This is a genomic window from Desulfobotulus pelophilus (assembly GCF_026155325.1).
In the GTDB taxonomy this organism is placed as follows: domain Bacteria; phylum Desulfobacterota; class Desulfobacteria; order Desulfobacterales; family ASO4-4; genus Desulfobotulus; species Desulfobotulus pelophilus.
This window is the reverse complement of record NZ_JAPFPW010000001.1, coordinates 184,884-207,750: the sequence shown is the minus strand read 5'-3', so window position 1 is coordinate 207,750 and position 22,867 is coordinate 184,884. Positions and strand designations below refer to the sequence as shown.

General features: G+C 52.9%; 18 protein-coding genes. 16 read left to right on the top strand and 2 right to left on the bottom strand.

All coding sequences use genetic code 11. The features are described 5' to 3' along the window. The first annotated feature begins 3 nt into the window (after positions 1–3). The 10 genes from murD to OOT00_RS00950 all read left to right on the top strand — a co-directional run bounded on the left by murD (position 4) and on the right by OOT00_RS00950 (position 13,462). Entirely contained in the window at positions 4–1,329 is a 1,326-nt protein-coding gene (gene murD, locus OOT00_RS00995) for a UDP-N-acetylmuramoyl-L-alanine--D-glutamate ligase (protein WP_265423423.1), read from the top strand. Then, positions 1,326–2,444: a putative lipid II flippase FtsW gene (gene ftsW, locus OOT00_RS00990; protein WP_265423422.1), complete on the top strand. Its 1,119-nt coding sequence runs from the start codon at positions 1,326–1,328 to the stop codon at positions 2,442–2,444. The genes murD and ftsW overlap by 4 nt, the downstream gene beginning before the upstream one ends. Further along, the gene (gene murG / locus OOT00_RS00985; protein WP_265423421.1) at positions 2,444–3,535 is read left to right on the top strand and encodes an undecaprenyldiphospho-muramoylpentapeptide beta-N-acetylglucosaminyltransferase; all 1,092 of its coding nucleotides are present in this window, start codon (positions 2,444–2,446) and stop codon (positions 3,533–3,535) included. The genes ftsW and murG overlap by 1 nt, the downstream gene beginning before the upstream one ends. Positions 3,536–3,539: 4 nt before the next feature. Then, on the top strand, positions 3,540–4,925 hold the full coding sequence (gene murC / locus OOT00_RS00980) for a UDP-N-acetylmuramate--L-alanine ligase (protein WP_265423420.1): 1,386 nt from the start codon (positions 3,540–3,542) through the stop codon (positions 4,923–4,925). Continuing rightward, entirely contained in the window at positions 4,909–5,844 is a 936-nt protein-coding gene (gene murB / locus OOT00_RS00975; protein ID WP_265423419.1) for a UDP-N-acetylmuramate dehydrogenase, read from the top strand. Before murC ends, murB begins: the two co-directional genes overlap by 17 nt. Then, entirely contained in the window at positions 5,819–6,670 is an 852-nt protein-coding gene (locus tag OOT00_RS00970; protein ID WP_265423418.1) for a cell division protein FtsQ/DivIB, read from the top strand. The genes murB and OOT00_RS00970 overlap by 26 nt, the downstream gene beginning before the upstream one ends. 24 nt (positions 6,671–6,694) lie before the next feature. Beyond that, positions 6,695–7,921 carry a cell division protein FtsA gene (gene ftsA, locus OOT00_RS00965; protein ID WP_265423417.1) on the top strand — a complete coding sequence of 409 codons (1,227 nt, stop codon included), beginning with the start codon at positions 6,695–6,697 and terminating at the stop codon, positions 7,919–7,921. Between the two features lie 132 nt (positions 7,922–8,053). Beyond that, positions 8,054–9,283 (top strand): cell division protein FtsZ, encoded by a 1,230-nt coding sequence (gene ftsZ, locus OOT00_RS00960; protein WP_265423416.1) that lies wholly within the window; start codon positions 8,054–8,056, stop codon positions 9,281–9,283. A 119-nt stretch (positions 9,284–9,402) separates the two neighbouring features. Next, positions 9,403–11,136 (top strand): radical SAM protein, encoded by a 1,734-nt coding sequence (locus tag OOT00_RS00955; RefSeq protein WP_265423415.1) that lies wholly within the window; start codon positions 9,403–9,405, stop codon positions 11,134–11,136. A gap of 364 nt (positions 11,137–11,500) precedes the next feature. Further along, entirely contained in the window at positions 11,501–13,462 is a 1,962-nt protein-coding gene (locus OOT00_RS00950) for a sensor domain-containing diguanylate cyclase (RefSeq protein WP_265423414.1), read from the top strand. 24 nt (positions 13,463–13,486) lie between these two features. Here OOT00_RS00950 and OOT00_RS00945 read toward each other — a convergent pair whose 3' ends face one another. After that, positions 13,487–14,878: an NYN domain-containing protein gene (locus OOT00_RS00945; RefSeq protein WP_265423413.1), complete on the bottom strand. Its 1,392-nt coding sequence runs from the start codon at positions 14,876–14,878 to the stop codon at positions 13,487–13,489. Positions 14,879–15,208: 330 nt separating this feature from the next. Between OOT00_RS00945 and OOT00_RS00940 the strand changes: the two genes are divergently transcribed. The 5 genes from OOT00_RS00940 (at position 15,209) to nspC (ending at position 21,592) form a co-directional block, all read left to right on the top strand. Continuing rightward, positions 15,209–16,000, top strand: a complete 792-nt coding sequence (locus OOT00_RS00940) for a metal ABC transporter ATP-binding protein (RefSeq protein WP_265423412.1) — start codon at positions 15,209–15,211, stop codon at positions 15,998–16,000. Beyond that, entirely contained in the window at positions 15,939–16,835 is an 897-nt protein-coding gene (locus OOT00_RS00935; protein WP_265423411.1) for a metal ABC transporter permease, read from the top strand. Before OOT00_RS00940 ends, OOT00_RS00935 begins: the two co-directional genes overlap by 62 nt. A gap of 73 nt (positions 16,836–16,908) precedes the next feature. Beyond that, positions 16,909–18,828 carry a biosynthetic arginine decarboxylase gene (gene speA, locus OOT00_RS00930; RefSeq protein WP_265423410.1) on the top strand — a complete coding sequence of 640 codons (1,920 nt, stop codon included), beginning with the start codon at positions 16,909–16,911 and terminating at the stop codon, positions 18,826–18,828. A gap of 431 nt (positions 18,829–19,259) precedes the next feature. Continuing rightward, positions 19,260–20,441, top strand: coding sequence for a saccharopine dehydrogenase family protein (locus OOT00_RS00925; RefSeq protein WP_265423409.1), 1,182 nt, complete (start codon positions 19,260–19,262; stop codon positions 20,439–20,441). Further along, positions 20,438–21,592, top strand: coding sequence for a carboxynorspermidine decarboxylase (gene nspC / locus OOT00_RS00920; RefSeq protein WP_265423408.1), 1,155 nt, complete (start codon positions 20,438–20,440; stop codon positions 21,590–21,592). Before OOT00_RS00925 ends, nspC begins: the two co-directional genes overlap by 4 nt. Before the next feature lie 179 nt (positions 21,593–21,771). On the opposite strand, the gene OOT00_RS00915 is transcribed toward nspC, so the two are convergent. After that, positions 21,772–21,909, bottom strand: a complete 138-nt coding sequence (locus OOT00_RS00915; RefSeq protein WP_265423407.1) for a hypothetical protein — start codon at positions 21,907–21,909, stop codon at positions 21,772–21,774. 72 nt (positions 21,910–21,981) lie between these two features. On the opposite strand from OOT00_RS00915, the gene speB reads away from it, so the two are divergent. Continuing rightward, a complete protein-coding gene (gene speB, locus OOT00_RS00910) occupies positions 21,982–22,860 on the top strand; it encodes an agmatinase (RefSeq protein ID WP_265423406.1) in 879 nt (292 codons plus the stop codon). Positions 22,861–22,867 lie beyond the last annotated feature (7 nt).

The following is a 22,867-nucleotide window of genomic DNA, read 5'->3' as shown; positions in this document are numbered from 1 at the left end:
AGCATGATGCCCTGCGCCCCTATCAAAAAACATGCGGTAGTGATTGGTCTCGGCATTTCGGGAATGGCAGCCGTGCGTCTTCTTAAAGATCAGGGGTACCGGGTCACGGGCGTGGACGAAAACAAGCCGAACTGTCCTGGTATCTGCGATCAGATTACAGGTGAATTGAGTCGCGATCTGGCAGAAAATACAGAACTTCTTGTTCTGAGCCCCGGCGTGGATCCCAGGCGGGAGGCCGTTTCCTCAGCCGCAGAAAAGGGCATTCCTGCCATCGGAGAGATGGCGCTGGGTCTGCGGTTTCTTTCCGTACCCTTTGTTGCCGTTACAGGAACAAATGGCAAAAGTACCGTGACAGAACTTATCGGTGCCATGCTGGCCGCATCCGGCAAAACTGTTTTCACGGGCGGAAATCTCGGTACACCCCTCTGTGATTTTGTCCGCGAGGGATGCCCTGCCGATATAGCCGTGCTGGAAATTTCCAGTTATCAGCTGGATACCTTGGAATCCTTCAGGCCCGATGTGGCCGTACTGCTCAACATCACTCCGGATCACCTGGACCGCTACAGCGACCTCGAAGCCTATGCCGCATCGAAAGCCCGGATCTTCAGGGATATGAACGCAGGCACGGCCGTGCTTAATTACGGAGACACACGGGTTCGTTCCATCGGAGAGAAACTGCCTCTGACCAGACGCTGGTATGACAGGGAGGAAAGGGGCATTCAGATTGACGAAAAAGGAATACACCTTGAAGACGGTTCATTCATTGACCTTCAGCTGTTTTCCCTGCCCGGCCGCCATAACCGGGAAAATCTGGCAGCAGCATGGCTGGCAGCGGAAGCAGCAGGAGCTTCAAGGGAAGGAATCATTCAGGCTATCCGGGAATTCAAAGGGCTGGAACATCGAATGACCCCATGCGGCAGTATCCGGGGGATTCCCTGCTATGACGACTCCAAAGCCACCAACATGGATGCCGTATGCCGAGCCCTTGCTGCCTTTGACCGTGAAGTCGTCCTGATTATGGGAGGCAGGGACAAAGGCGGAGACTACAGACTCATGGAACAATGCGTCCGGACATACGCCCGTGCCATCATTCTGATTGGTGAGGCCAGCGAAGCTCTTTACAGGGCCTTTCACCTCCTTGTTCCCTGTGAAAAAGCCAGCGATCTTGATGAAGCCGTCAGGATGGCCGCAGAGAAAGCCCGGCCTCATACCCCGATTCTGCTTTCTCCGGCATGTGCCAGCTTTGATATGTTCCGGGACTACAAAGACAGAGGTAATCAGTTCCGTGCCATTGTGGCCCGTCATGCTCTCAGCGAGGATGATGCATGAGCAGACACCCCAACCATAAGATTTCATTTCGTGAAGACCCCTGGCTCTGGGCTCCGGTTCTCATTCTCATGGCCACCGGTCTTGTTATGGTATACAGCGCCAGCGCTTCCCGAGCAGCCCTTATTTTCGGATCCGAGTATCATTTTCTTAGCCGACAGGCAGTTCATATGGTGGCAGGCTTCGGCATCCTCATCCTTTTCAGATTTTTCCCCTACCGGTTCCTGGCAGGACTGGCTTACCCCATCCTGGCCCTTGCTTTTGCCTTTCTCATTGCTGTTCTTTTCAGTCAGTATGGACACAGTGCCGGTGGTGCCCAGCGCTGGCTGCATCTGGGGCCCGTGAGCTTTCAGCCCTCTGAGATGGCCAAATATGCCCTTATTATTTATATGGCCTACTCCCTGAACAAAAAACAGGAGCAGATCCATCTCTTCAGCATCGGTTTTCTCCCCCACTTTGTTGTCCTTATGCTCTTTGCCGTTCTTCTCATGCAACAACCGGATTTCGGCTCCATCCTCATTCTCATGGCCATTGCATGGATGCTCATGTTTCTGGCTGGTGTTCCCTTTCTCCATCTCGCATGGCCTGCCATTCCCCTTGCAGGAATCCTTACATGGATTGTGTATGCCGCACCCTATCGCATGCGCCGCATCCTCAGTTTTACCGACCCATGGGCCCACGCACAGGACGAAGGGTTTCAGGTTTCAAGGGCTCTCATGGCCTTTGGCAACGGTGGACCCTTCGGACAGGGCCTTGGTAATGGACGCATGAAAATGGATTACATTCCGGAATCCCATACGGATTTTATTTTTGCCGTCATCGGTGAAGAAATGGGCCTCTGGGGGGTCTGTATGGTGCTGTGCCTTTTTGTGATTCTCTTCCTGAGAAGCATGCAGGCTGCCATGTCCGCACCGGATCGCTTTGGCCTCTATCTGGGCGCTGGCATCGCCATTGCTCTGGCCATGCAGGTTCTCATCAACACGGGTGTCACTCTGGGCATGCTGCCGCCGAAGGGCCTCACCCTCCCCTTTCTCAGCTACGGCGGGACATCCCTTGTGGTGAATCTCGCCGCCATGGGCATCATCATGAACATAGCCGCCACAGGAAGGAAAGCGTGATGAACAGAAAAGTGCAACGCCTTGTCATTTCGGGTGGCGGAACAGGCGGCCATCTCTTTCCCGGAGTTGCCACTGCTGAAGAGTTTCTCCGCCGGTCTCCGGAAAACAGCGTTCTCTTCATTAACGCAGGCCGACCCATGGATCATAAGATTCTCAACGCCCATGGATTCCGCCATGAAAGTATTGCCATTTCCGGTATCAAGGGAATGGGCCTTCTGCAAAAAATCAAGGCTGCACTCCGTTTCCCCATGACAGTTGGCCGTTCCTCTGCTATTCTACGCAGTTTTCAGCCTCAGGTGCTGCTTTCCGTCGGGGGCTACAGTGCGGCACCGGCGGCACTGGCCGCAAAACTCATGAGGATCCCTGTGATCGTGCATGAACAAAACAGCCTGCCCGGCTTGACAACAAGGCTTCTTGCCCGTTTTGCCACGGAAGTCCACGTTTCATTTCCGGATACACAACTTTCCGCCAGACCGGGCAAAATACATATCAGCGGGAACCCGGTACGCAGAGATCTTGTTGGATGCCGCACCCACAGAAGACAAGCGGGAGCCCCCTTACGGCTTCTTGTTCTGGGCGGCAGTCAGGGAGCACGGGGATTGAATCAGGCTTTGTGCCAGACCCTGCCACTGATCCGCAACCTACCCCTCACCTTTGTGCACCAGACTGGGGATACAGACTTTCACGAGGTCCATGGGGCCTATGCCAAGGCGGGTGTCCATGCACATATTCAGCCTTTTATCGACGATATGGTAACGGCCTATGCAGAAGCCGATATGGTTCTTTCACGGGCAGGCGCCACCACCGTGGCCGAACTTGCAGCAGCCGGGCTTGGAGCAATTTTTATCCCCTTTCCCCATGCGGCGGACAATCACCAGTTTTATAATGCAAAAGCCATGGTGGATGCGGGAGCAGCCTTTATTCTGGAAGAAAGCACCTTTCGACCGGAGGAGCTGGCAAGCATCCTAAAAAATTGTTCATCTAGCTCTGAAATCACAGAGGCCATGGCTGATGCGGCCAGAAATCTTTCACGCCCTGATGCGGCAATCACCCTTACCAACGCCATCATGGGTTGCATAGCAGAGGAATGAATTTATGTATCAGAAAACCTATCATATTCACTTTGTGGGAATCGGTGGTATCGGAATGAGCGGTATTGCCGAACTCCTCATCAACCTGGGCTACAGGGTTTCCGGATCCGATCTTGTAGATTCCGAGATTACCCGAAGGCTGGCCTCTCTGGGAGGGCACATTTTCAAAGGACATGCCGCAGCTCAGGCCGAAGAGGCCGATGTGGTGGTCATTTCCTCCGCCGTCAGAAAAGACAATCCCGAAGTCCTGTTCGCGCAGGAGAAGGGGATTCCCGTCATTCCAAGGGCAGAAATGCTGGCAGAACTTATGCGTCTGAAATATGGTGTTGCCATTGCCGGTGCCCACGGGAAAACCACCACAACCAATCTCATGTCCGCCGTACTGGCGGAAGGGGGGCTCGACCCGACCATCATCATCGGCGGTAAGCTCCATAGCCTTGGCACCAACGCCCGTCTTGGAGAAGGAGACTTTCTTGTTGCCGAGGCAGATGAATCTGACGGTTCCTTTCTCCGCATGAGCCCGGCCATTGCTGTAGTAACCAACATTGACCTGGAACATCTGGACTTCTACAAGGGCATTGAAGATATCAAAAATGCCTTTACGGAATTCATTAACAAGGTCCCTTTCTACGGCATGGGTGTGATCTGCCTTGACAACGAGCATATTCAGGATCTGATTCCCCGGATCCGGAAACGATTTGTCACCTACGGGCTGTCCAGGCAGGCTGCCTACAGGGCCACGGACATCTGCAGGGAAGGCATGAAAAATCACTTTACCGTCCTTCACCATGGCAAGGAGCTGGGAAGGCTGACTCTCAATCTTCCCGGACGCCATAATGTTACCAACGCCCTGGCAGCCATTGCCACGGGCTGCGAACTTTCCATCGATTTCAATCAAATCCGGAAAGCCCTTGAACAGGTCTCCGGTGTGGCGCGACGCATGGATGTAAAGGCAGAAATCCACGGCATAACCATCATGGACGACTACGGACACCACCCCACAGAGATCCGAACCACCCTTGAGGCTGTTCGGGAAACCTATCCGGACCGGCGTATGGTAGTGGTTTTCCAGCCCCACCGGTATTCACGAACAGCAGCACTTTTCGATGACTTCACCCGTTCTTTTTATGAGTCCGATGCCCTCTTTGTTCTTCCCGTTTATGCAGCGGGCGAAGCACCCATCGAAGGGATTACGGGAACAAGGCTCTGCGAGGGAATCAAGGCCCATGGTCACCGACAGGTAATCTGCGTGGGAGACAACACGGATCCCGTACCCCTGCTTCAGGATTATGTTCAAAAAGGCGATGTGGTCCTGACCCTTGGAGCAGGCAATGTATACCGGACTGGCGAAACCCTTGCGGAGGTTCTTTCCCGTGCTGCAGCAGCCTGAATACCATAAAATGACAGGCCGGTTTCCCGGACTTCTGAAAGAAAATGAACCACTGGCTTCCCATGTGCGCTTCCGGGTAGGAGGGCCTGCCGATCTTTTTTGCTCCCCGCCGGACATACAAACACTTTCCGCTGTTATGAAGACCGTTTCCCAGCACAATATCCCCTTCTTTATCATGGGTGATGGTACCAACCTTCTTATCAGGGACGGAGGGCTGCGGGGACTGGTAATTCGTCTGGGTAAAAACTGTAAACAGATCCGAACGGAAGGCAAATCCCTGATTGCAGGATGTGCCGCCAAACTTCCCCGAGTCTGCCTCCATGCAGCCGGCCAGGGACTTTCCGGCCTGGAAACTCTTGCCGGAATTCCCGGAACCGTAGGGGGGGCCATTGCCATGAATGCCGGGACGGCTGAAGGATCCGCCTGTGACCACCTGCAGAGCCTGACCATATGTGAAAAAGACGGTCGTATCCGTATTCTGGGCAAAAAAGATTTTTCATTCGGCTACCGGCTGTTCCGATGGAATGACGGGACAGCCCCTGAAAACCGTATTCTTCTGGAGGCCCGCTGGGAACTTCAGCCGGAAAACCCCGCCGTACTCAGGCAGAAAATTCATAAAGCCCTTGTCCTGCGCAAGGCCAGTCAGCCCGTAGATGCGGCTTCCGCAGGCTGTATTTTTAAAAACCCAGATCCTTGCCTGCCGGCAGGACGGCTGATCGACGAAGCAGGGCTGAAAGGAACCAGCAGGGGCGCCGCCATGGTATCCCCCAGGCACGCCAATTTCATCATCAACCAGGGCAGCGCCCAGGCTTCGGATATTCTCTCACTCATGGCATGCATACAGGAAACCGTTCTGGCAACAAAAGGAATTACACTGGAAAGGGAGGTCCGCATTGTCGGCGAAAACACTCCGGTCTGAGAAAACTTCCTTCCATGCCAAAGGGAAAAAGACGAAACCCAACCGCAAAAGAAAGGAAAGTCGTCCCCTGCTCATACCCGGTACCATCCGACGCTGGACTGTACGCTGCGCCGGTGTGCTGACACTGGCCATACTTCTGATTTTTCTGCATGATCTGACAACTCAGTCCGCCTATTTTGAGGTTCGCAGTATTCGGATCAGCGGAACGGATTTCCTGGATCGCCAAAGCGTTCTGGAACAGGCCGCCATCCATCACAAAGCCAATCTTCTGGACCTGAATCTCCGCCACGTAAGGATGCGGCTGGAAAACCATCCATGGATCCACAAAGCAGCCCTGAACCGAAAACTGCCCGGCACTCTTGAAATAGAAGTACAGGAAGAGAAACCCTATGTCATTCTTGAGCCTGCCTTTGCACCGGATTCAGCTTTTTGGGCAGATAGCAGCGGCAGAATCTTTAAACAAGTGTCCGAAGAGGATCCGAAAAATTATCCAAGGGTCAGGGGGCTTCCCCTCCCGGATGCGGATGAGAATGCCCTTTGGTTTACCAGAGTCAGGACACTGATAACACTGATGCACACACCACCGGTGGTACTTGACCACCGTTCGGATACCGTTTCTCTCTGGGTAGATCCCGAACTGGGGCTGGGCCTGGCGGATACGGATATTGCCTCTCAAATTATATTCGGCTTCTCCGACTATGAGGAAAAAACCCGAAGACTCCGCGTTCTGCTCCATTATCGCAGAACCCATCACCATACAGAGGCTGTAGATACCATCGATCTCGTCCGGCCGGACCGGGTGGTCGTTATACCGGCTGCAGCATAAAGCCGGAAGAAAAAGGAGGGACGTGTGAACGCAAATGGCGATATTATTGTAGGCCTGGACATCGGAACCACCAAAATATGTGCCGTGGTGGGTGAGGTCTCCGGGAACGAAATCCATATCATCGGTATTGGCACCCATCCCTCCATAGGATTGCGCAAGGGGGTTGTGGTCAATATTGATGCCACAGTATCCTCCATCCGTAAAGCTGTGGAAGAGGCCGAACTGATGGCTGGATGTGAAATCAGCCGGGTCTATGCCGGGATTGCTGGTGGCCACATAACCGGATTCAATTCCCATGGCATCATTGCCATTAAAGGGCCAGAAGTAACGGAAGCGGACGTGGAAAGGGTCATAGAGGCCGCCCGCGCCGTTGCCATCCCGACGGACCGGGAAGTCATTCATGTTCTGCCCCAGGAATTTATTGTGGATGACCATTTCGGTATTCAAAACCCGGTGGGCATGGCAGGAGTCCGGCTGGAAACCAAAATCCATATCGTGACCGGAGCCGTAGCCTCGGCTCACAACATTGTTAAGTGCTGCAACAAAGCAGGACTGGAAGTCATCGATATCGTCCTTGAATCGCTGGCATCCGGAGAAACGGTGCTTTCCGCCGAAGAGCGTGAACTGGGCACCGCCATGATGGACCTTGGAGGCGGCACCACGGATCTGGCCGTCTTTTCCGGGAACAACATTCGTCATACCTTTATTCTGCCCCTGGGCGGCAACAACCTCACCAATGACATTGCCATCGGGCTCAGGGCGCCCATTGCCGATGCGGAACGTATTAAAATCCAGCATGGCACCTGTCTTTCCGGAGAAATCAGCCCTGAGCAGCAGATAGAAGTTCCCGGCATGGCCGGCCGTGAATCCCGCAAACTCCCCCGGCAAATTTTAGGAGAAATCATTGAGCCCAGGGTCGAAGAAATTTTCAGCCTGCTCAAAAGAGAAATTTACCGGGCAGGAATGGAAAGCCATATCTCCTCCGGCATTGTTCTCACGGGAGGCGGAGCCATGCTGCACGGCATCACCGATCTCTGCGAATCATTTTTCAACCTGCCCGCACGCATCGGGAACCCAAGGGGCGTTGGTGGCCTGAAGGATGTCATTCAGGATCCCAACTTCGCCACTGCCGTGGGCCTGGTACTGTACGGTGCCAAGCAGGATGAAAACTGCCAGATGAAAGTAAGAGAAAAAGGCACTTTTGCCACCGTTCTTACAAAAATGAAAGAATGGTTCAAAAATGCCATCTAGCCCTTTCAGACAGATATTTTCTTATAAGCCAGGCCTGAGCCCGTATCGTTTTTTATCCGATCCGGACCGGCCCAGACCATACGACGCGATGCTTTTTGAAGCCCAAAACGGGGAATGCAAAAAGGAGGCAATATGAGCTTCACCTATGTAGAAAATGAAAAAACGGCAAAAATTAAAGTCATCGGAGTTGGAGGCGCAGGCGGTAACGCCATCAACAACATGATTGATGCCAATCTTCAGGGCGTCCAGTTCATTGCAGCCAACACAGATGCCCAGGCTCTGGACATTTCCAAAGCACCGGTTAAAATTCAGCTGGGCAGTACCCTGACCGAAGGCCTCGGGGCGGGTGCCAACCCCAGTGTGGGACACGAAGCCGCTACGGAAAGCGAAGCGGAAATCCGTGAAGCCCTGAAGGACAGCCACATGGTCTTCATCACAGCAGGTCTTGGCGGCGGAACTGGCACAGGCGCAGCACCTGTGGTGGCACGGATTGCCAAAGAACTGGGTGCCCTGACCGTGGCCGTAGCATCCAGACCGTTCAGCTTCGAAGGAAAAAAACGCCTTCGTCAGGCGGAAGAAGGCCTCGAGGAGCTGAAAAATGTAGCCGATACGGTCATCACCATCCCCAATGACAGGCTCCGGGGCATTGCCCATAAAAATGCCCGCATGGTGGATATGTTCAAGAAGGCCGATGAAATTCTTCACCATTCTGTCAAAGGGATCACGGATCTCATCATGGTTCCGGGCCTTGTAAACCTCGATTTTGCGGATGTGCGCACCACCATGAGCAAAGCAGGCATGGCTCTCATGGGAATCGGTATTGCTGCGGGAGAAAACAGGGCCGTGGAAGCAGCAGAGCGCGCCATCAGTCATCCACTGCTGGAAGATATTTCCATTTCCGGTGCCAAAGGCCTGCTGATGAATATCACCTCCACCAGCGAACTCACCATGGATGAAATGACAGAAGCCATGGATCGTATCTATGAGGAAGTCGGCGATGAAGCGGAAATCATCTGGGGTCACGCCATCGACGAAAACCTCGGCGAGGAACTTCGGATTACCGTTATTGCCACAGGCATCGGCACCAAGGAAGAAATGCAGGCCAGAGCAGCCAATGTCATTCCCCACCGGGCTCATGCCACCCGCAATGCCGGAGCTTCCACCCGGGGCAAGGTCCGGGATCTGACTCCTGAAGATCTCGAGAACCCAAACATTCATGACTCCGGTGTAATTTATCGGAAAAAGGCTGTGGGCGATGATATATCAAGCTCTCTGCAGGACAATATTCCGGAAATAAAAAAAGGAAGCATAGACAGGGATGACCTGGAGATCCCCACTTTTTTACGCCGAAAGGCAGACTGAAGATCCGGGATCTTGTCCGCTGCCTGTTAAACCTCCAGAGACCTTCATCCGTAAAACGGGGTGAAGATCCCTGATCAAAGTCCTTTGGTTTGCCAGAAGGGCTGCTTCGGGAAATGCCCATGGCCAGAAAGAACGCCCCTGCACCGCCCCCTCCTGTGACCGAAACCGGTACCATCCGCAAGGATAGCAGGGGAAGGGTGCGGGTGGGCCTTGTTTTTCCCAACACCTATGCCGTTGCCATGGCCAATCTAGGCTTTCAGGCCGTATACGCCCTCTTTAATCAACGCGACGAAGTGGTCTGTGAGCGTTTTGTTCTGCCTCCGAACCCTGAAAAAGAAACAATCCGCAGCATAGAGTCAGGCTGGTCCCCGGAAGAGTGCGACATCCTGGCCTTTTCCCTTTCCTTTGAAAACGATTATCCGAACATTCCGGACATTTTACACGGAAGCGGAATCCCCGTTCTCAGAGAAAAAAGGAACACAGAAAACTTTCCGCTCATCATTGCCGGAGGTGTGGTCACCTTCCTCAACCCGGAGCCCCTCGCAGACTTTTTTGACCTTTTCCTTATTGGCGAGGCGGAAGTTCTGACCCACCCTTTTTTTGACCTCTTTGCCCGCTACCGCCACCTCAGCCGAACGGACTGCATCCGTCATATGGCAAAAGAAATGGACGGAGTCTATGCTCCCGCATTCTATGCCCCGCTGCGGGACAAAACAGGCCGCATCAGCGGATACAAGGCGGAAGAGGGTATGCCAAAAACCATCAAACGGGTTTTCGATCCCCATGCAGCCGACCATGCAACCTGCAGTGTGATCACTTCTCCTGACAGTGCATTTGCCGACACCTTTCTCATTGAAGTAAGTCGGGGATGTCCCCATGGCTGCCGCTTCTGCTCCGCCGGTTTCGTATACCGCCCGCCCCGTTTCCGCCGTATGGATGTTCTGGAAAAAGCCATGGCCAGCGGCAAAGCACGCAACATGAAAATCGGCCTTATGGGAACGGCTGTTTCAGACCTGAAAGACATTGACCGCATCTGTGCCACTGCCCGAACGGGTGAGCTGGTATTAAGTTTCAGCTCCCTGCGTGCCGACGCCATCACCCCTGCCCTTCTTGATGCTCTGGTGGCAGGCGGCGTCAAAACGGCCACCATTGCTCCCGAAGCAGGCAGTTCAAGAATGCGGCGGGTAATCAATAAAGGGCTGGATGCACATACCATACTGCATGCCGCGGAAAGACTTGTCACGGCAGGGATACCCAATATCCGGCTTTACTTTATGATCGGCCTGCCCGAAGAGACACAGGAAGACATCACAGCCCTTCACAATCTTGTTCTTGCCATCAAGGCACGCTTTCTGGACGCCAGCCGTAAAAAAGGGTATATGGGCACCATCACCGTTGGTGTTTCCCCCTTCGTTCCCAAACCCTTCACTCCTTTTCAGTGGTCAGCCATGCAGACCGAAGCCCATCTGAAAAAAATTCTGAAATATCTTCGCAAAAGCTTTGCACCCGTTCCCAACATCCGTTTCCATGATGAAAACCCCAGGAACAGCATTCTTCAGGCTCTCCTGGCCAGAGGAGACAGGGATATCTCCCGGCTGGTCATTGCCCTCTGGCAGGAAAAGGGTCATCTGGCAAGGGCATGCCGGTCCATCGGGCTGGATCCCACAGACCTCCTTGGAGAGCGCAGTTTTACGGATTATCTCCCATGGGAAATTATTGACAATGGCATTTACAGGCCTTTTCTGGAAAACGAACTGCTGAAGTCCAGAAACGCCCTTGCCAGCCCTCCCTGCCCCATGAAGGACTGCGGTATCTGCCGCATTTGCCGCAAAGAAAATCCTTGCCCTGCCTGACCACTGCCAGGCCATGAACGCAAGGAGTACACAAATCACCCCTTGAGACTTTATCCGTATCTGTGTACAAATTCACTGTCATCGAAACCCGCAACCCAGCTCATTCTTTCCGTAGGGGACGCATCCGTATGTAAAGAAGGCCCTGCCTGCACCCGGAATAGGCAGGACCAAACACCCCGCCATGGATCTGCTGGCCCGTAAAAGCTGCCATAACCCGCTTCAGGCCGATTCCCTTGTGCGGCCGATAAAACCGAATCGTATTTTTCCAGCACCCTGAAACGGAACAGACGAAACCTTCACAATGCCTTTCAACCACTTTTTTCTGACGGGCTGAAAAACCTGTTGCCAGTTCGAGGAATAGCCCATGCTTTCTTATTTCTGCCAACGCAGAAGCCTCTTTTTTTTCCTGCTGGTTCTGGCAGCCATTCTGATGGCATCCATCCATGCAGACCAAAAAAATCAGCAGTTCTTTATGGATCAGCAGCGGCGTGACGCAGAAATAAGGCTCAACATTCTGGTCAGCACGGCCTTGGATGCCCCCTTCCGCCAGTTTGAAACCATACTGACGAACCTGGCATCGGACAGGCGATTTGCCGCATTCACCCGGAATCCGTCTGAAAAGGATGAAGATTTCGTCCGTAGCCTGTGGCAAAATATTCTCGTCACCCACAGCAGCATCCATTATCTTTACTTCTCCACGGCTGATGGCAAGCTCTTTTTTGAACCCGAAGCTCCCCTGCCGGACAGCTATGATGCACGGAGAAGACCCTGGTTTCGCCACGCCATGCTGGAGCCAGGAACAATCCTTTGGACCCATCCATACATGGAAGTTCCTACCAACAGACGTGTGGTGAGTGTGGTCAGGGCACTAACGGATCCTGAATCCGGCGAACTGCTGGGAGTGATGGGCCTCGATATCCTCCTGGACCACCTCCATGCCATAGCCGGACGCATTCCCATACCGGAAGGAGGCTTTCTGGGAATCCTGTCTTCCGATGGTCAGCTTGTCGCCTCGCCACAACCGGAGATAATGGAAGCCCTTCTCAAAAAACCAGCCAGCCTTGTCGCCCTTCTTCGCGGAGAAACGGATACTCTCCATCTGGATGGGCAGGCAAAGGAACTCATAATCAGCACCCGCACATTGAACCAGCCCCAATGGCGGATCGTTCAGGGAATACCCCGATCCCCGGAATCCTGTCCCGGTTCGCCCATGCGTAGTACGGCACTGATTCTCATGACCCTTCTTTCCGTCTCTTATCTCTTTATCCATGCCCTGTATTACAGAAAGCAGAGGCAAGAAAACCGGATTTTTAAATCACAAATTCAGACCCTTCGGGAACAAGGGCCTTCCGCACCCCATCCCGCTTTGCCATCAGATACCTCCTTCACTCACAGTCTCTGCCGACAGCTGGCACTGGATCTCTATCAGAGTGAACAGAAAAAACAGGAACTGGAAACAGAACTGGCCACCTTTATAGAGAAAGCACCGGTGGGCGTTTTCATTTCCACTCCGGAAGGCCGTTTTACCAAAGTCAACAGCAGCATGGCCCGAATACTGGAGTATGCCTCTCCGGAAGAACTGATTCATCATGTAGATGATATTCCGCAAAAACTATACCTTGACCGTCAGGACAGGAAAATACTTACCAACAGACTTCTTTCCGGTGGTGTGCAGGAGTTCCCCATCCGCTTCAGGAAAAAAAACGGCACCATCGGCCATGCATCCATCACCGCTTACGCCACCATGGGTACTGACGGGCGTATACTTGCCATACAGGGATTCTTTACGGACATGACCCGCAGTCACCAACTGGAAAGTCACCTGCGCCGACTGGCCCACACAGACCGCCTGACCGGACTCCCCAACCGGAGATCCTTTATGGAACTTCTAGCCAGGGAAACGGGTCGTTTCTGCCGCTATGGAAACTCCTTTGGACTTATCGTTCTCAACGTAGATCATTTCCGGGCCATCAATGCCCGCTACGGCCATGGAATGGGCGATAAAATTCTCTGTACCCTTGCGGACAGCCTGAGCCAATCCCTGCGGAGCTGTGACACCCTTGCCCGCATCGATGGCGATACCTTTGCCATTCATCTTGCGGAAACCAGCGCGGAGTCGTCCACAGGAGCCGCAAAACGCGTACTCCGGCTGATCAGCCGGACAGTGATCACTGAAATTCCGGACCTGCAATTGAGTTTCAGCTCGGGCACAACAAGCCCGCGGGAAACCCTGCGCTGCCCGGATCTCTTACTGCAGGAAGCGGAAGCCCGCATGTACGAAGCCAAAAAAAAGGGAGGTGGCACCCTGCCATCCTCCCTTCCATAGTCCGTCATTACCGTCTGCAGGATGCTATGGAATCAATCCTGCATAGAACCAGCGCCTGAGAGAAGTTACCTCACCCTCGCTAAGGGAGAGCTGGGCATTTTCACAGAGATTCAAGGTATTGGCCAGAAGACGTTCTGCCAGCACCTGAGCCGTCTCCTTTCCTTCGCCAAAACGATGGCCCGTAAATGCTATACCGCGCAGCACAAAATTCACATGCTGCCTTGCCACAGGCACTTCTTTTTCCTTGCATCGATCCCGTACAGCCTTGGAGACCGTGGTCATATTATAGCCGGAGTGGTTAATCTCCTGTGCAATGGATGCAAACAGAACACCGTAGTGCGCCGGAGACAGATAGGGGGTATCCGTCAAATCATGGACCTTTCGGGCAAGTGCTGCCAGTTCCGGTTCCGCAGCCTCAAAAGCCTCATCCCGAATTCCTGTCTCTCCGGACGGAACAGCATGGCGCAGGGGATCATATACATAACCCGGAATGACAGGAGAGGTGGCAAGGCTGCCCAGATCCAGCTCCGACAGGAAAAGCTTGAAGCTCCCCTTGCCCTGCCAGTCCATACCCACATCGGGAAAGGCCTGCCGGATACGATAGGCCAGCTGAGCCATGGTCACAGCTTCAGGAGATGCCCGGACAAAGGTCTGCACCAGTCGGGAACACTGATCCCGCTGCTTTTCCGTATCCCGCACCCCACCAGGGCTGAAAGAACTGAAGACCGGACGCACGGCAGCACTCTCCTGCAAAACCGTCGCCCCCCCGTTAATTACCGTAACGGCTTCCGTACTCAGAACCGGGGCCGTACTGGCAGGTCCCTCCGCTCTGCGGATAATGCGGGCGGGCTCCGAAAAAGCCATGCTGCCACCGCCCAGCGCTTCTTCAATAAACACGTCCTGATCAATCACAAGATCACTGGCAGCTCTGTAGGCAGGGGAGGTAGACCCTACGGCAAGTACGGCCGTACGCCGGTCCCATTTACGAAGCTTCAGAAGAACGGGGGTAAAATCCGCGTCTGCACTCATAATAATGAACTCATCATAGTTCACCTTATGATCCAGAAGATCCAGAAGATCCACAACCATATGCACATCCGCACTGGTTTTTCCCTGGGTTGTCAAGCTCGGGCAATCCACCGTTTCAAAGGCACCCCGTATAAAATACGGCCTGAAGTTTCCAAAACTTTTCGGATTAAGGTAACAGCGGCGCACAAGAATGTTACGCTTTGCCCCCGCATCAATACCCGCATATGGAGGCAGAGAATTCTCCAGCCATGCTATCCAGTCCAGAGGACGGGTGGCAAAGGTTCGGGCAATATTGACATCCAGCTCCGAAAGCCGGATAAAAATATTGTCAAAATCCACAAAAACAGCACTTCTCATGGGCCGGGTGTTACACTCCAGAAACTGCATCTTTCCTCCTTTCCCGCCTTAAGGTTGCGGGAAAATGAACATTTCTCCCCTTACCGTTTACGGAAGGAGTGTTATAATTTTTGCGGACAGCCATTCGCTGCTGCCCGCCTTTCTGGCACAAAGGGAACAGAGTGAACCCTTTTGCCGCCACAATCTTTTTATAAATATCACTCCTTCATGAAAAAACCCATGGGTTATGAAGCACCGGAGTAAAAACTGTTGAAAATCAACCCGCAATGTGTCACATGCAGAGAATGTTTTCCGCAGGAGACCTTGAAAAGCACGCCTGATTATATCTGACAGATCCTATCTCCCACAATATGAGGTACCATGAACGAAGCGGCTGTATGCTTTCACAAGGTTCATTTTTCCTACGACAATGGCGCACCTGTGCTGGAGGATGTCAGCTTTACCATCGGCCCGAGGGAGCTTGTTGCCATGGTCGGACCCAACGGAGGCGGCAAAACCACCCTTTTAAAACTCATAACCGGTATGCTCCATCCCTCTAGCGGGACCGTACGGATATTTAGCAAAAACCCTGAATATGCCCGCCCAAGGGTTGGCTATATGCCCCAATATCTTCATTTTGATCCGGTATTTCCCATCACCGTAAGGGAGGTGGTCCTCATGGGGCGCCTGGGCCGTCGTGGCATAAGGGGATTTTTTGGGTGGCCGGATAAAAAAGACCGTTTTCACACCATGGAATGCCTTGCCCATGTGGAAATGGAGCATCTGGCGGACAGGCCTTTTTCCGCTCTCTCCGGAGGACAGAGACAAAGAGTCATGATTGCAAGGGCCCTTGCCTGCGAACCGGAACTCCTTCTGCTGGATGAACCGACTGCCAATGTTGACGCCCAGACAGAAACCCGTTTTATGGCCCTTCTGGAACAACTTTCCCATGATATCAGCGTTCTCATGGTGTCCCATGACATGGGCTTTGTGAGCGCCCTTGTCAAAAGTGTTATCTGTGTCAACCGCAGGGTGGTGATCCACCCCACCACAGAACTTACGGGAACCGCTATTCAGGAAATTTACAACTGCAGCATGCAGATGGTCCGCCATGACCATCGCTGCACAGAAAAAGGGCATACCCATGTCGTCCATGCTCAGCACCCTCTTTGATCCGGATATTGTCTTTCTGCGCTATGCGGTTGTTGCGGGGCTTTTATCCAGTATCAGTTTCGGTATAGTCGGTTCCTACGTGGTTGCCCGCCGCATAAGTACCATTGCGGGAGCTATCGCCCATTGTGTGCTGGGAGGAATCGGCTTTGCCCTTTTCATGCAGGAGAAAACAGGAAGCTCTCTGTGGGATCCCGTTGGCGGCGCTCTGATGGCAGCACTTCTCGCGGCCTTTATCATTGGAGCCGTCAGTCTCAAGGCCAAACAGAGGGAAGACACGGTCATCAACGCCCTCTGGGCCGTAGGAATGGCCATTGGCCTCCTTTTCATGGCCAAGACATCGGGCTATCTGGATCCCATGAGTTTCCTCTTCGGCAATATTCTCATGATCGGCCCCAACGATCTTCATATGATGGGAGTCATGGCGGCATTTATTGTGCTGATGGCTATCCTTTTTTATAATAAACTTGTGGCTGTCTGTTTTGATGAGGAATTTCTCGAACTGCGGGGCGTTCCCGCACACTTTTACTATTTTCTCCTGCTTGTACTCACAGCCTTGAGCATTGTTCTTTTAATCCGGGTAGTCGGCATTGTTCTGGTTATCGCCATGCTTACTCTGCCCGCCGCCATTGCCGGACAACTCTCCCGGAGTCTTGCGGGCATGATGGGCCTTGCCGTACTTTTTTCCATGGGATTTACCACAGGCGGCATTGCCCTTAGCTTTGAAATGGATCTGCCCACAGGACCCACCATCGTAGTACTGGCTGCAGCAAGTTATCTCTGCCTTATGGTGTATGGCCTTCTTGCGGTAAGACTTCAAAAGCGCCGTACACCCTGACCTCCCGCAACACAGATAAACCTCTGTAACCGGGCCTGACAAATAACTTTCAACACTTAAAAAGGATATGGAATTGCTCGAAAAAAATACCCTTGATCGCTGGAGCCTGGAAAACGCACTGGATCTTTACGGTGTACGTAACTGGGGTGCTGGCTATTTCGACATTTCCCAGGCTGGTGAGGTGATCATCACTCCCATTCCTGACCGCAAAGACCTGAGCATCAGCATTCCCGAGCTTATTCAGGGAATCCGCGCCAGGGGCAAAGAAATGCCCGTGCTGCTGCGCATAGAAAACATTCTGGATTCCCAGATTGCCTGTTTGCATTCAGCTTTTGCCAAAGCCATTGACAATGCAGGCTATCAGGGGAATTTCAGGGGCGTATATCCCATCAAAGTGAATCAGCAGAAACAGGTGGTAGAAGAAGTGACAAGCTTCGGCGCCCGTTATCACCACGGACTGGAAGCCGGCTCCAAGGCCGAGCTGATCGCTGCCCTTTCCTTTCTGAAAGATCCGGAAGCCTGTCTCATATGCAATGGGTACAAAGATGAAGAATTCGTGGATCTGGCTCTCTGGGCCTGCAAAATGGGATATCCATGTTTCCTTGTGGTGGAAATGCCCGGTGAGCTGGAACTCATCCTTGAACGGGCAGCTATTATCGGGGTAAGACCCCGCATCGGAATAAGAATCAAGCTCGCTTCCAAAGCCGGAGGGCACTGGACAGATTCGGGTGGTGATCGCAGCATTTTCGGCCTGGATACCACTCAGGTGGTCGGACTTGTGGACAGACTCCGGGAAAAGGAAATGCTGGATTGTCTTCAGCTTCTGCACTACCATTTAGGCTCCCAGATTCCCAACATCCGGGATATACGCAATGCCGTACTGGAAGCCTGCCGTATCTATGCGGGTCTTATCAGTGAAGGAGCTCCTATGGGTTATCTGGACCTTGGGGGTGGACTGGCTGTGGACTATGACGGTTCCCACACCAATTTTTCCAATTCCCGGAATTACAGTATTGACGAATACTGCGCTGACATTGTGGAAACCGTAATGGGTGTCATGGACGAGGAAGAGCTCGCCCACCCCATCATCATTACGGAATCGGGCAGGGCCACCGTAGCCTATTATTCTGTGCTTCTCTTCAACATTCTGGATGTCAGTCGGCTGGAACCCCAGCCCTTCCTCAGCGACATACCGGAAGATGCTCCGGATGTCATTGTCAACCTGGTCGATGTTCTGCACTCCCTCAGCCTTCGAAATCTCCAGGAATGCTTCAACGATGCCATTTTCTACAGAGACGAACTGCGCCAGCGTTTTCAGCATGGAGCCGTAACCCTGAGGGAGCGTTCCCTCGGCGAAACCATTTTCTGGCACATCATCCACACCATTGCCCAGGATGTAAAAAAACTCAAACGCATACCTCCCGAACTCAGTGAACTGGATGATGCCCTGGCCGACATCTATTACGGCAACTTAAGTGTTTTTCAGAGCCTTCCCGATGCATGGGCCATCGACCATCTCTTTCCCATCATGCCGGTACACAGGTTACTCGAAAAACCCACACGTAACGCCGTAATTGCCGATATTACCTGTGACTGCGACGGTAAACTGGACCGTTTTATTGATATCCATGGAGTAAGAAAGTCCCTGCCTCTGCATGAACTGAAACCGGACGAAGAGTATTATCTCGGCGCATTCCTCGTAGGTGCCTACCAGGAAACCCTGGGCGACCTGCACAATCTCTTTGGTGATACCAATGTGGTCAGTGTCAGAATCCGTGAAGACGGCACACTGGACTATGTGAAGGAAATGGAAGGAGATTCTGTAGCTGATGTCTTAAGCTATGTGGAATACAGCCCCAAAGCCATGGCCGAACGATTCCGCCACGCGGCTGAAACAGCCATCAAAGCAGGTTTTATCAGCGTGGAAGACAGGTACAAAGTCATGAAGGCCTATGAAACAGGCCTGCTGGGCTATACCTATTATGAACGTTAGAGATCTTTCGACTCCGGCAACCTGCGACACACGACTGTCTGTGGATGACATTGCCATTCTTCCGGATCCGACTCGCAAGCCATAACCCCGGCCCCTGACACGAAGTCAGTCCGCTTTTTTCGGTTTTTGCATGACGGATGCGAATAAAGACAGCCAACAGCCTGACACTGGCACAAAAGTACCCCAGGCCTGAAGCGGCTATGGCAATTGGCAGGGTTCTATCGGCCGTGCGGACAAGTTTCTACCGCCGGCTCACAGGACAAGAATCTCTAAGAAAAGACTTGCATCACAAGCAGACAGCCTGTGTGTATCTTTGACGGACACGGCATTCACCAAGTGAAAAACATACTGCATTATTTAGCTTTTTACAAATACGGAGTAACATGCCAACAGAGCCTGAACCCACATCCAAACAACAAGGGAGGTAATCAATGTCCAGGGTTTTAATTATCGGTGCCGGCGGTGTCGGTCAGGTGGTGGCCCACAAATGCGCCCAGCTTCCCGACATTTTTTCCGAAATCATGCTTGCAAGCCGCACAAAGGAAAAGTGCGACCGCATTGCAGCCCAGCTTAAGCGCCCCATACGTACAGCAAAGCTGGATGCGGACAAGGTGGCTGACACCGTGGTCCTGATCCGCCAGTTTCAACCAGAAATGATCATCAACGTGGCCCTGCCCTACCAGGATATTGCCATTATGGACGCCTGCCTTGAAACCGGCGTGCACTATCTGGATACGGCTAACTACGAACCGCCGGATGTGGCAAAGTTTGAGTATAAATGGCAGTGGGCCTATCAGGAGCGTTTTAAAGAGAAAGGTCTCATGGCCCTTCTCGGCAGCGGCTTTGACCCCGGTGTCACCAATGTCTTCTGTGCCTATGCCCAGAAGCATCACTTTGATGAAATCCATACCCTGGACATCATCGACTGCAACGCAGGCGACCATGGCCAGCCCTTTGCCACCAATTTCAACCCGGAAATCAATATCAGGGAAATCACCCAGAGGGGCCGTTACTGGGAGCAGGGCGAATGGGTGGAAACCGATCCCCTTTCCTGGTCCATGACCTATGATTTTCCGGAAGGTATCGGCCCTAAAAAATGCTTTCTTCTCTACCACGAAGAGCTGGAATCTTTGGTGAAACATCTGAAAGGCCTGAAAAGAGCCCGCTTCTGGATGACCTTCTCCGATGCCTACCTCACCCACCTGAAAGTCCTTGAAAATGTGGGAATGACACGCATCGATCCGGTGGAAATCAGGGGCCAGCAGATTGCCCCCATTGAATTTTTAAAAGCGGTTCTCCCCGATCCGGGAAGCCTTGGGCCTCTGACCAAGGGACGCACCTGCATCGGCTGCCTCATGAAAGGCGTAAAAGACGGAAAGGAAAGAACCGTTTATATTTACAACATCTGCAGCCATGAAGAAGCTTATGCAGAAGTGGGGTCCCAGGCCATCTCTTACACCACAGGGGTTCCGGCCATGATAGGAGCCAAAATGATGCTCAGCGGCAAATGGACAGGAAGGGGGGTTTTCAATATGGAAGAACTGGATCCCGATCCCTTCATGGAAGCCCTCAATCTTCACGGACTGCCATGGAAGGAAATCATCAGCCAATGACCCGGCCCCTGAATTTCGACCCCTATGCCCTGAAAACTCCGGCCTTTGTGGTGGATGAAAGGCTCATTGCCAAAAATCTTGCCCGCCTAGGTGAGATAAAAGAGCGCACGGGATGCCGTATTCTTCTGGCTCTTAAAGGTTTTTCCATGTTTTCCACCTTCAGGCTCATCAGAAAAACCCTGGACGGCACCTGTGCCAGCTCCGTGCATGAAGCCCGCCTTGGCAGGGAAACCTTCGGAGGAGAAGTCCACGCCTTTGCCGCTGCTTTCAGCCCGGAGGATATGGAGAATTTTCTCGGACTCTGTGATCATCTGGTCTTCAACTCCTTTTCACTTTGGGAAAAATTCAGACCCATGACGCTGTCAGCCCCCAGAAAAATCAGCTGCGGCATACGGGTGAATCCAGAACGATCCGTGGGGAAAGTGGCCATCTATGATCCCTGCGCCCCCGGTTCCCGGCTGGGAGTCAGGCGCAGGGATTTCAGGCCGGATCTGCTGGGCGGCATAGAAGGGCTGCACTTCCATGCCCTGTGCGAGCAAAACAGCCATGAACTGGCTCTGGTGCTGGAAGCCTTTGTGACGAACTTTGGAGAATTTATCCCATCCATGCACTGGATAAACTTCGGCGGAGGCCACCACATCACAAGGGACGACTATGACATGGACAGACTCTGCCAGCTGATTCTTGATTTCAGAAAAGAGTTCCGGGGAATTCCCGTCTATCTGGAGCCTGGCGAAGCCATTGCACTGAACACGGGCTTTCTCGTGGCGGAAGTTCTGGATATTACCGGCTCAGAAGGATGGCCCCATGCCATTCTGAACACTTCCGCCACCTGCCACATGCCCGATGTGCTGGAAATGCCTTACAGACCGGATATTATAGGCAGCGGAGATGAGGGAGAAAAAGCCCATACCTACCAGCTGGGGGGCCTTTCCTGCCTTGCGGGTGATCGTATCGGCAGTTACAGCTTTGACACCCCCCTTACCGTGGGTGATCGTCTTGTTTTTACGGACATGGCCCACTACTCCATGGTTAAAACCAACACCTTCAACGGCATTCCCCTTCCTTCCATCTATCGCATTGACATGGAAGGAAGGCTGCATCTGGAACGAGAATTCGAATATCAGGACTTTAAAACCAGACTGGGATGATTCTTGGATTCTGTTACCATACAGCACAAAGGTCCTTTGTAAATTCAGACATCCGGCACTCAAGCTAAAAACCCCAGGCCCTTCACAGGAGCAAAATACGTATCTGATTACCACTCTGGCGCAGCCATTATTTTCTGGTCACGGTTCTGTACACTACCGAAAGGTATTACAGAGCACTTTCACAGCTCGGATGACAGGACACCCGTAAGGCCTTCCCCCGCCGTCTGCCAGCCCCGGGTTCCTAATGCTGCCATGTCATGGTAACCAGAAATACGGATGGGTCTTGAATGTGAAACCATGTCACTCACAAAAGCCATGTGTGCCTTATCCTGACAAAAAGTCTTTTGGGGTACTGTGTTGGCATATCCTCTCTGACAAGGAACGTTTTGATGGACACGAACAATGCCTATCCCTTTTTTCTGGCCAGTGAAAATCCGGGTGAAAACCCGGATAAATGTCTTTTTCATGTTATTCCAGCACCATGGGAAGCCAGCGTATCCTATGGTGGGGGGACAGCCAAAGGGCCTTCGGCCATACTGAAAGCCTCCGAGCAGCTGGAACGCTTTGACGGTGTGGATGAACCTGCCAATCTTGGCATATGGACCCACCCACCCGTAGCCTGCGAGTCTTCACCCGCCAAGGTGCTCTCCCGAATAGCCCGGGTCTGTGACAGCGTTTTTTCGAAATACAGCATTCCCGTACTTCTGGGAGGCGAACACACCGTGACACTGGGCGGACTCATGGCTGCCAAAGAGCGTTTCGGAAAAATCGGCATCGTACAGATTGATGCCCATGCGGATCTCAGGGATGCTTATGGAGGAAACCCCTACAGCCATGCATCGGTCATGCGCAGGGCATTGGACATGGGCCATCATGTTTTTCAGGTAGGTGTCCGGGCTCTCTCTTCCGAAGAAGCAGACTTCAGGGAGACTTTTCCCGTACCGCACCTGGATGCATCTGCCATTGCCCTTTCCGGGATTCCTGCCAACCTTCTCCCCCATGATTTTCCGGAACGAATCTGGCTCACCATTGATGTGGATGGCATGGACCCCTCCGTGATACCAGCAACGGGAACCCCTGTCCCCGGAGGGCTGAGCTGGTATCAAACCCTGGATGTGATCGCTAAAGCCGTCACGGGCCGTAGAATCATAGGCATGGACTGCGTGGAACTGGCTCCCATGAACGGGTTTTTTCATGCTGATTTTTCTGCTGCCCATCTCGTTTACCAAACCATGGGACTTATCGGACGCCTATCCAGACTTCCCTGAAACCTTC

Bases quoted from the DNA above. Each gene is read 5' to 3' on its own strand.
- murD (WP_265423423.1), top strand. From the start codon at position 4: ATGATGCCCTGCGCCCCTATCAAAAAACATGCGGTAGTGATTGGTCTC.
- ftsW (WP_265423422.1), top strand. From the start codon at position 1,326: ATGAGCAGACACCCCAACCATAAGATTTCATTTCGTGAAGACCCCTGG.
- murG (WP_265423421.1), top strand. From the start codon at position 2,444: ATGAACAGAAAAGTGCAACGCCTTGTCATTTCGGGTGGCGGAACAGGC.
- murC (WP_265423420.1), top strand. From the start codon at position 3,540: ATGTATCAGAAAACCTATCATATTCACTTTGTGGGAATCGGTGGTATC.
- ftsZ (WP_265423416.1), top strand. From the start codon at position 8,054: ATGAGCTTCACCTATGTAGAAAATGAAAAAACGGCAAAAATTAAAGTC.
- OOT00_RS00955 (WP_265423415.1), top strand. From the start codon at position 9,403: ATGGCCAGAAAGAACGCCCCTGCACCGCCCCCTCCTGTGACCGAAACC.
- OOT00_RS00950 (WP_265423414.1), top strand. From the start codon at position 11,501: ATGCTTTCTTATTTCTGCCAACGCAGAAGCCTCTTTTTTTTCCTGCTG.
- OOT00_RS00945 (WP_265423413.1), bottom strand. From the start codon at position 14,878: ATGCAGTTTCTGGAGTGTAACACCCGGCCCATGAGAAGTGCTGTTTTT.
- OOT00_RS00940 (WP_265423412.1), top strand. From the start codon at position 15,209: ATGAACGAAGCGGCTGTATGCTTTCACAAGGTTCATTTTTCCTACGAC.
- OOT00_RS00935 (WP_265423411.1), top strand. From the start codon at position 15,939: ATGACCATCGCTGCACAGAAAAAGGGCATACCCATGTCGTCCATGCTC.
- OOT00_RS00925 (WP_265423409.1), top strand. From the start codon at position 19,260: ATGTCCAGGGTTTTAATTATCGGTGCCGGCGGTGTCGGTCAGGTGGTG.
- nspC (WP_265423408.1), top strand. From the start codon at position 20,438: ATGACCCGGCCCCTGAATTTCGACCCCTATGCCCTGAAAACTCCGGCC.
- OOT00_RS00915 (WP_265423407.1), bottom strand. From the start codon at position 21,909: ATGGCTTTTGTGAGTGACATGGTTTCACATTCAAGACCCATCCGTATT.
- speB (WP_265423406.1), top strand. From the start codon at position 21,982: ATGGACACGAACAATGCCTATCCCTTTTTTCTGGCCAGTGAAAATCCG.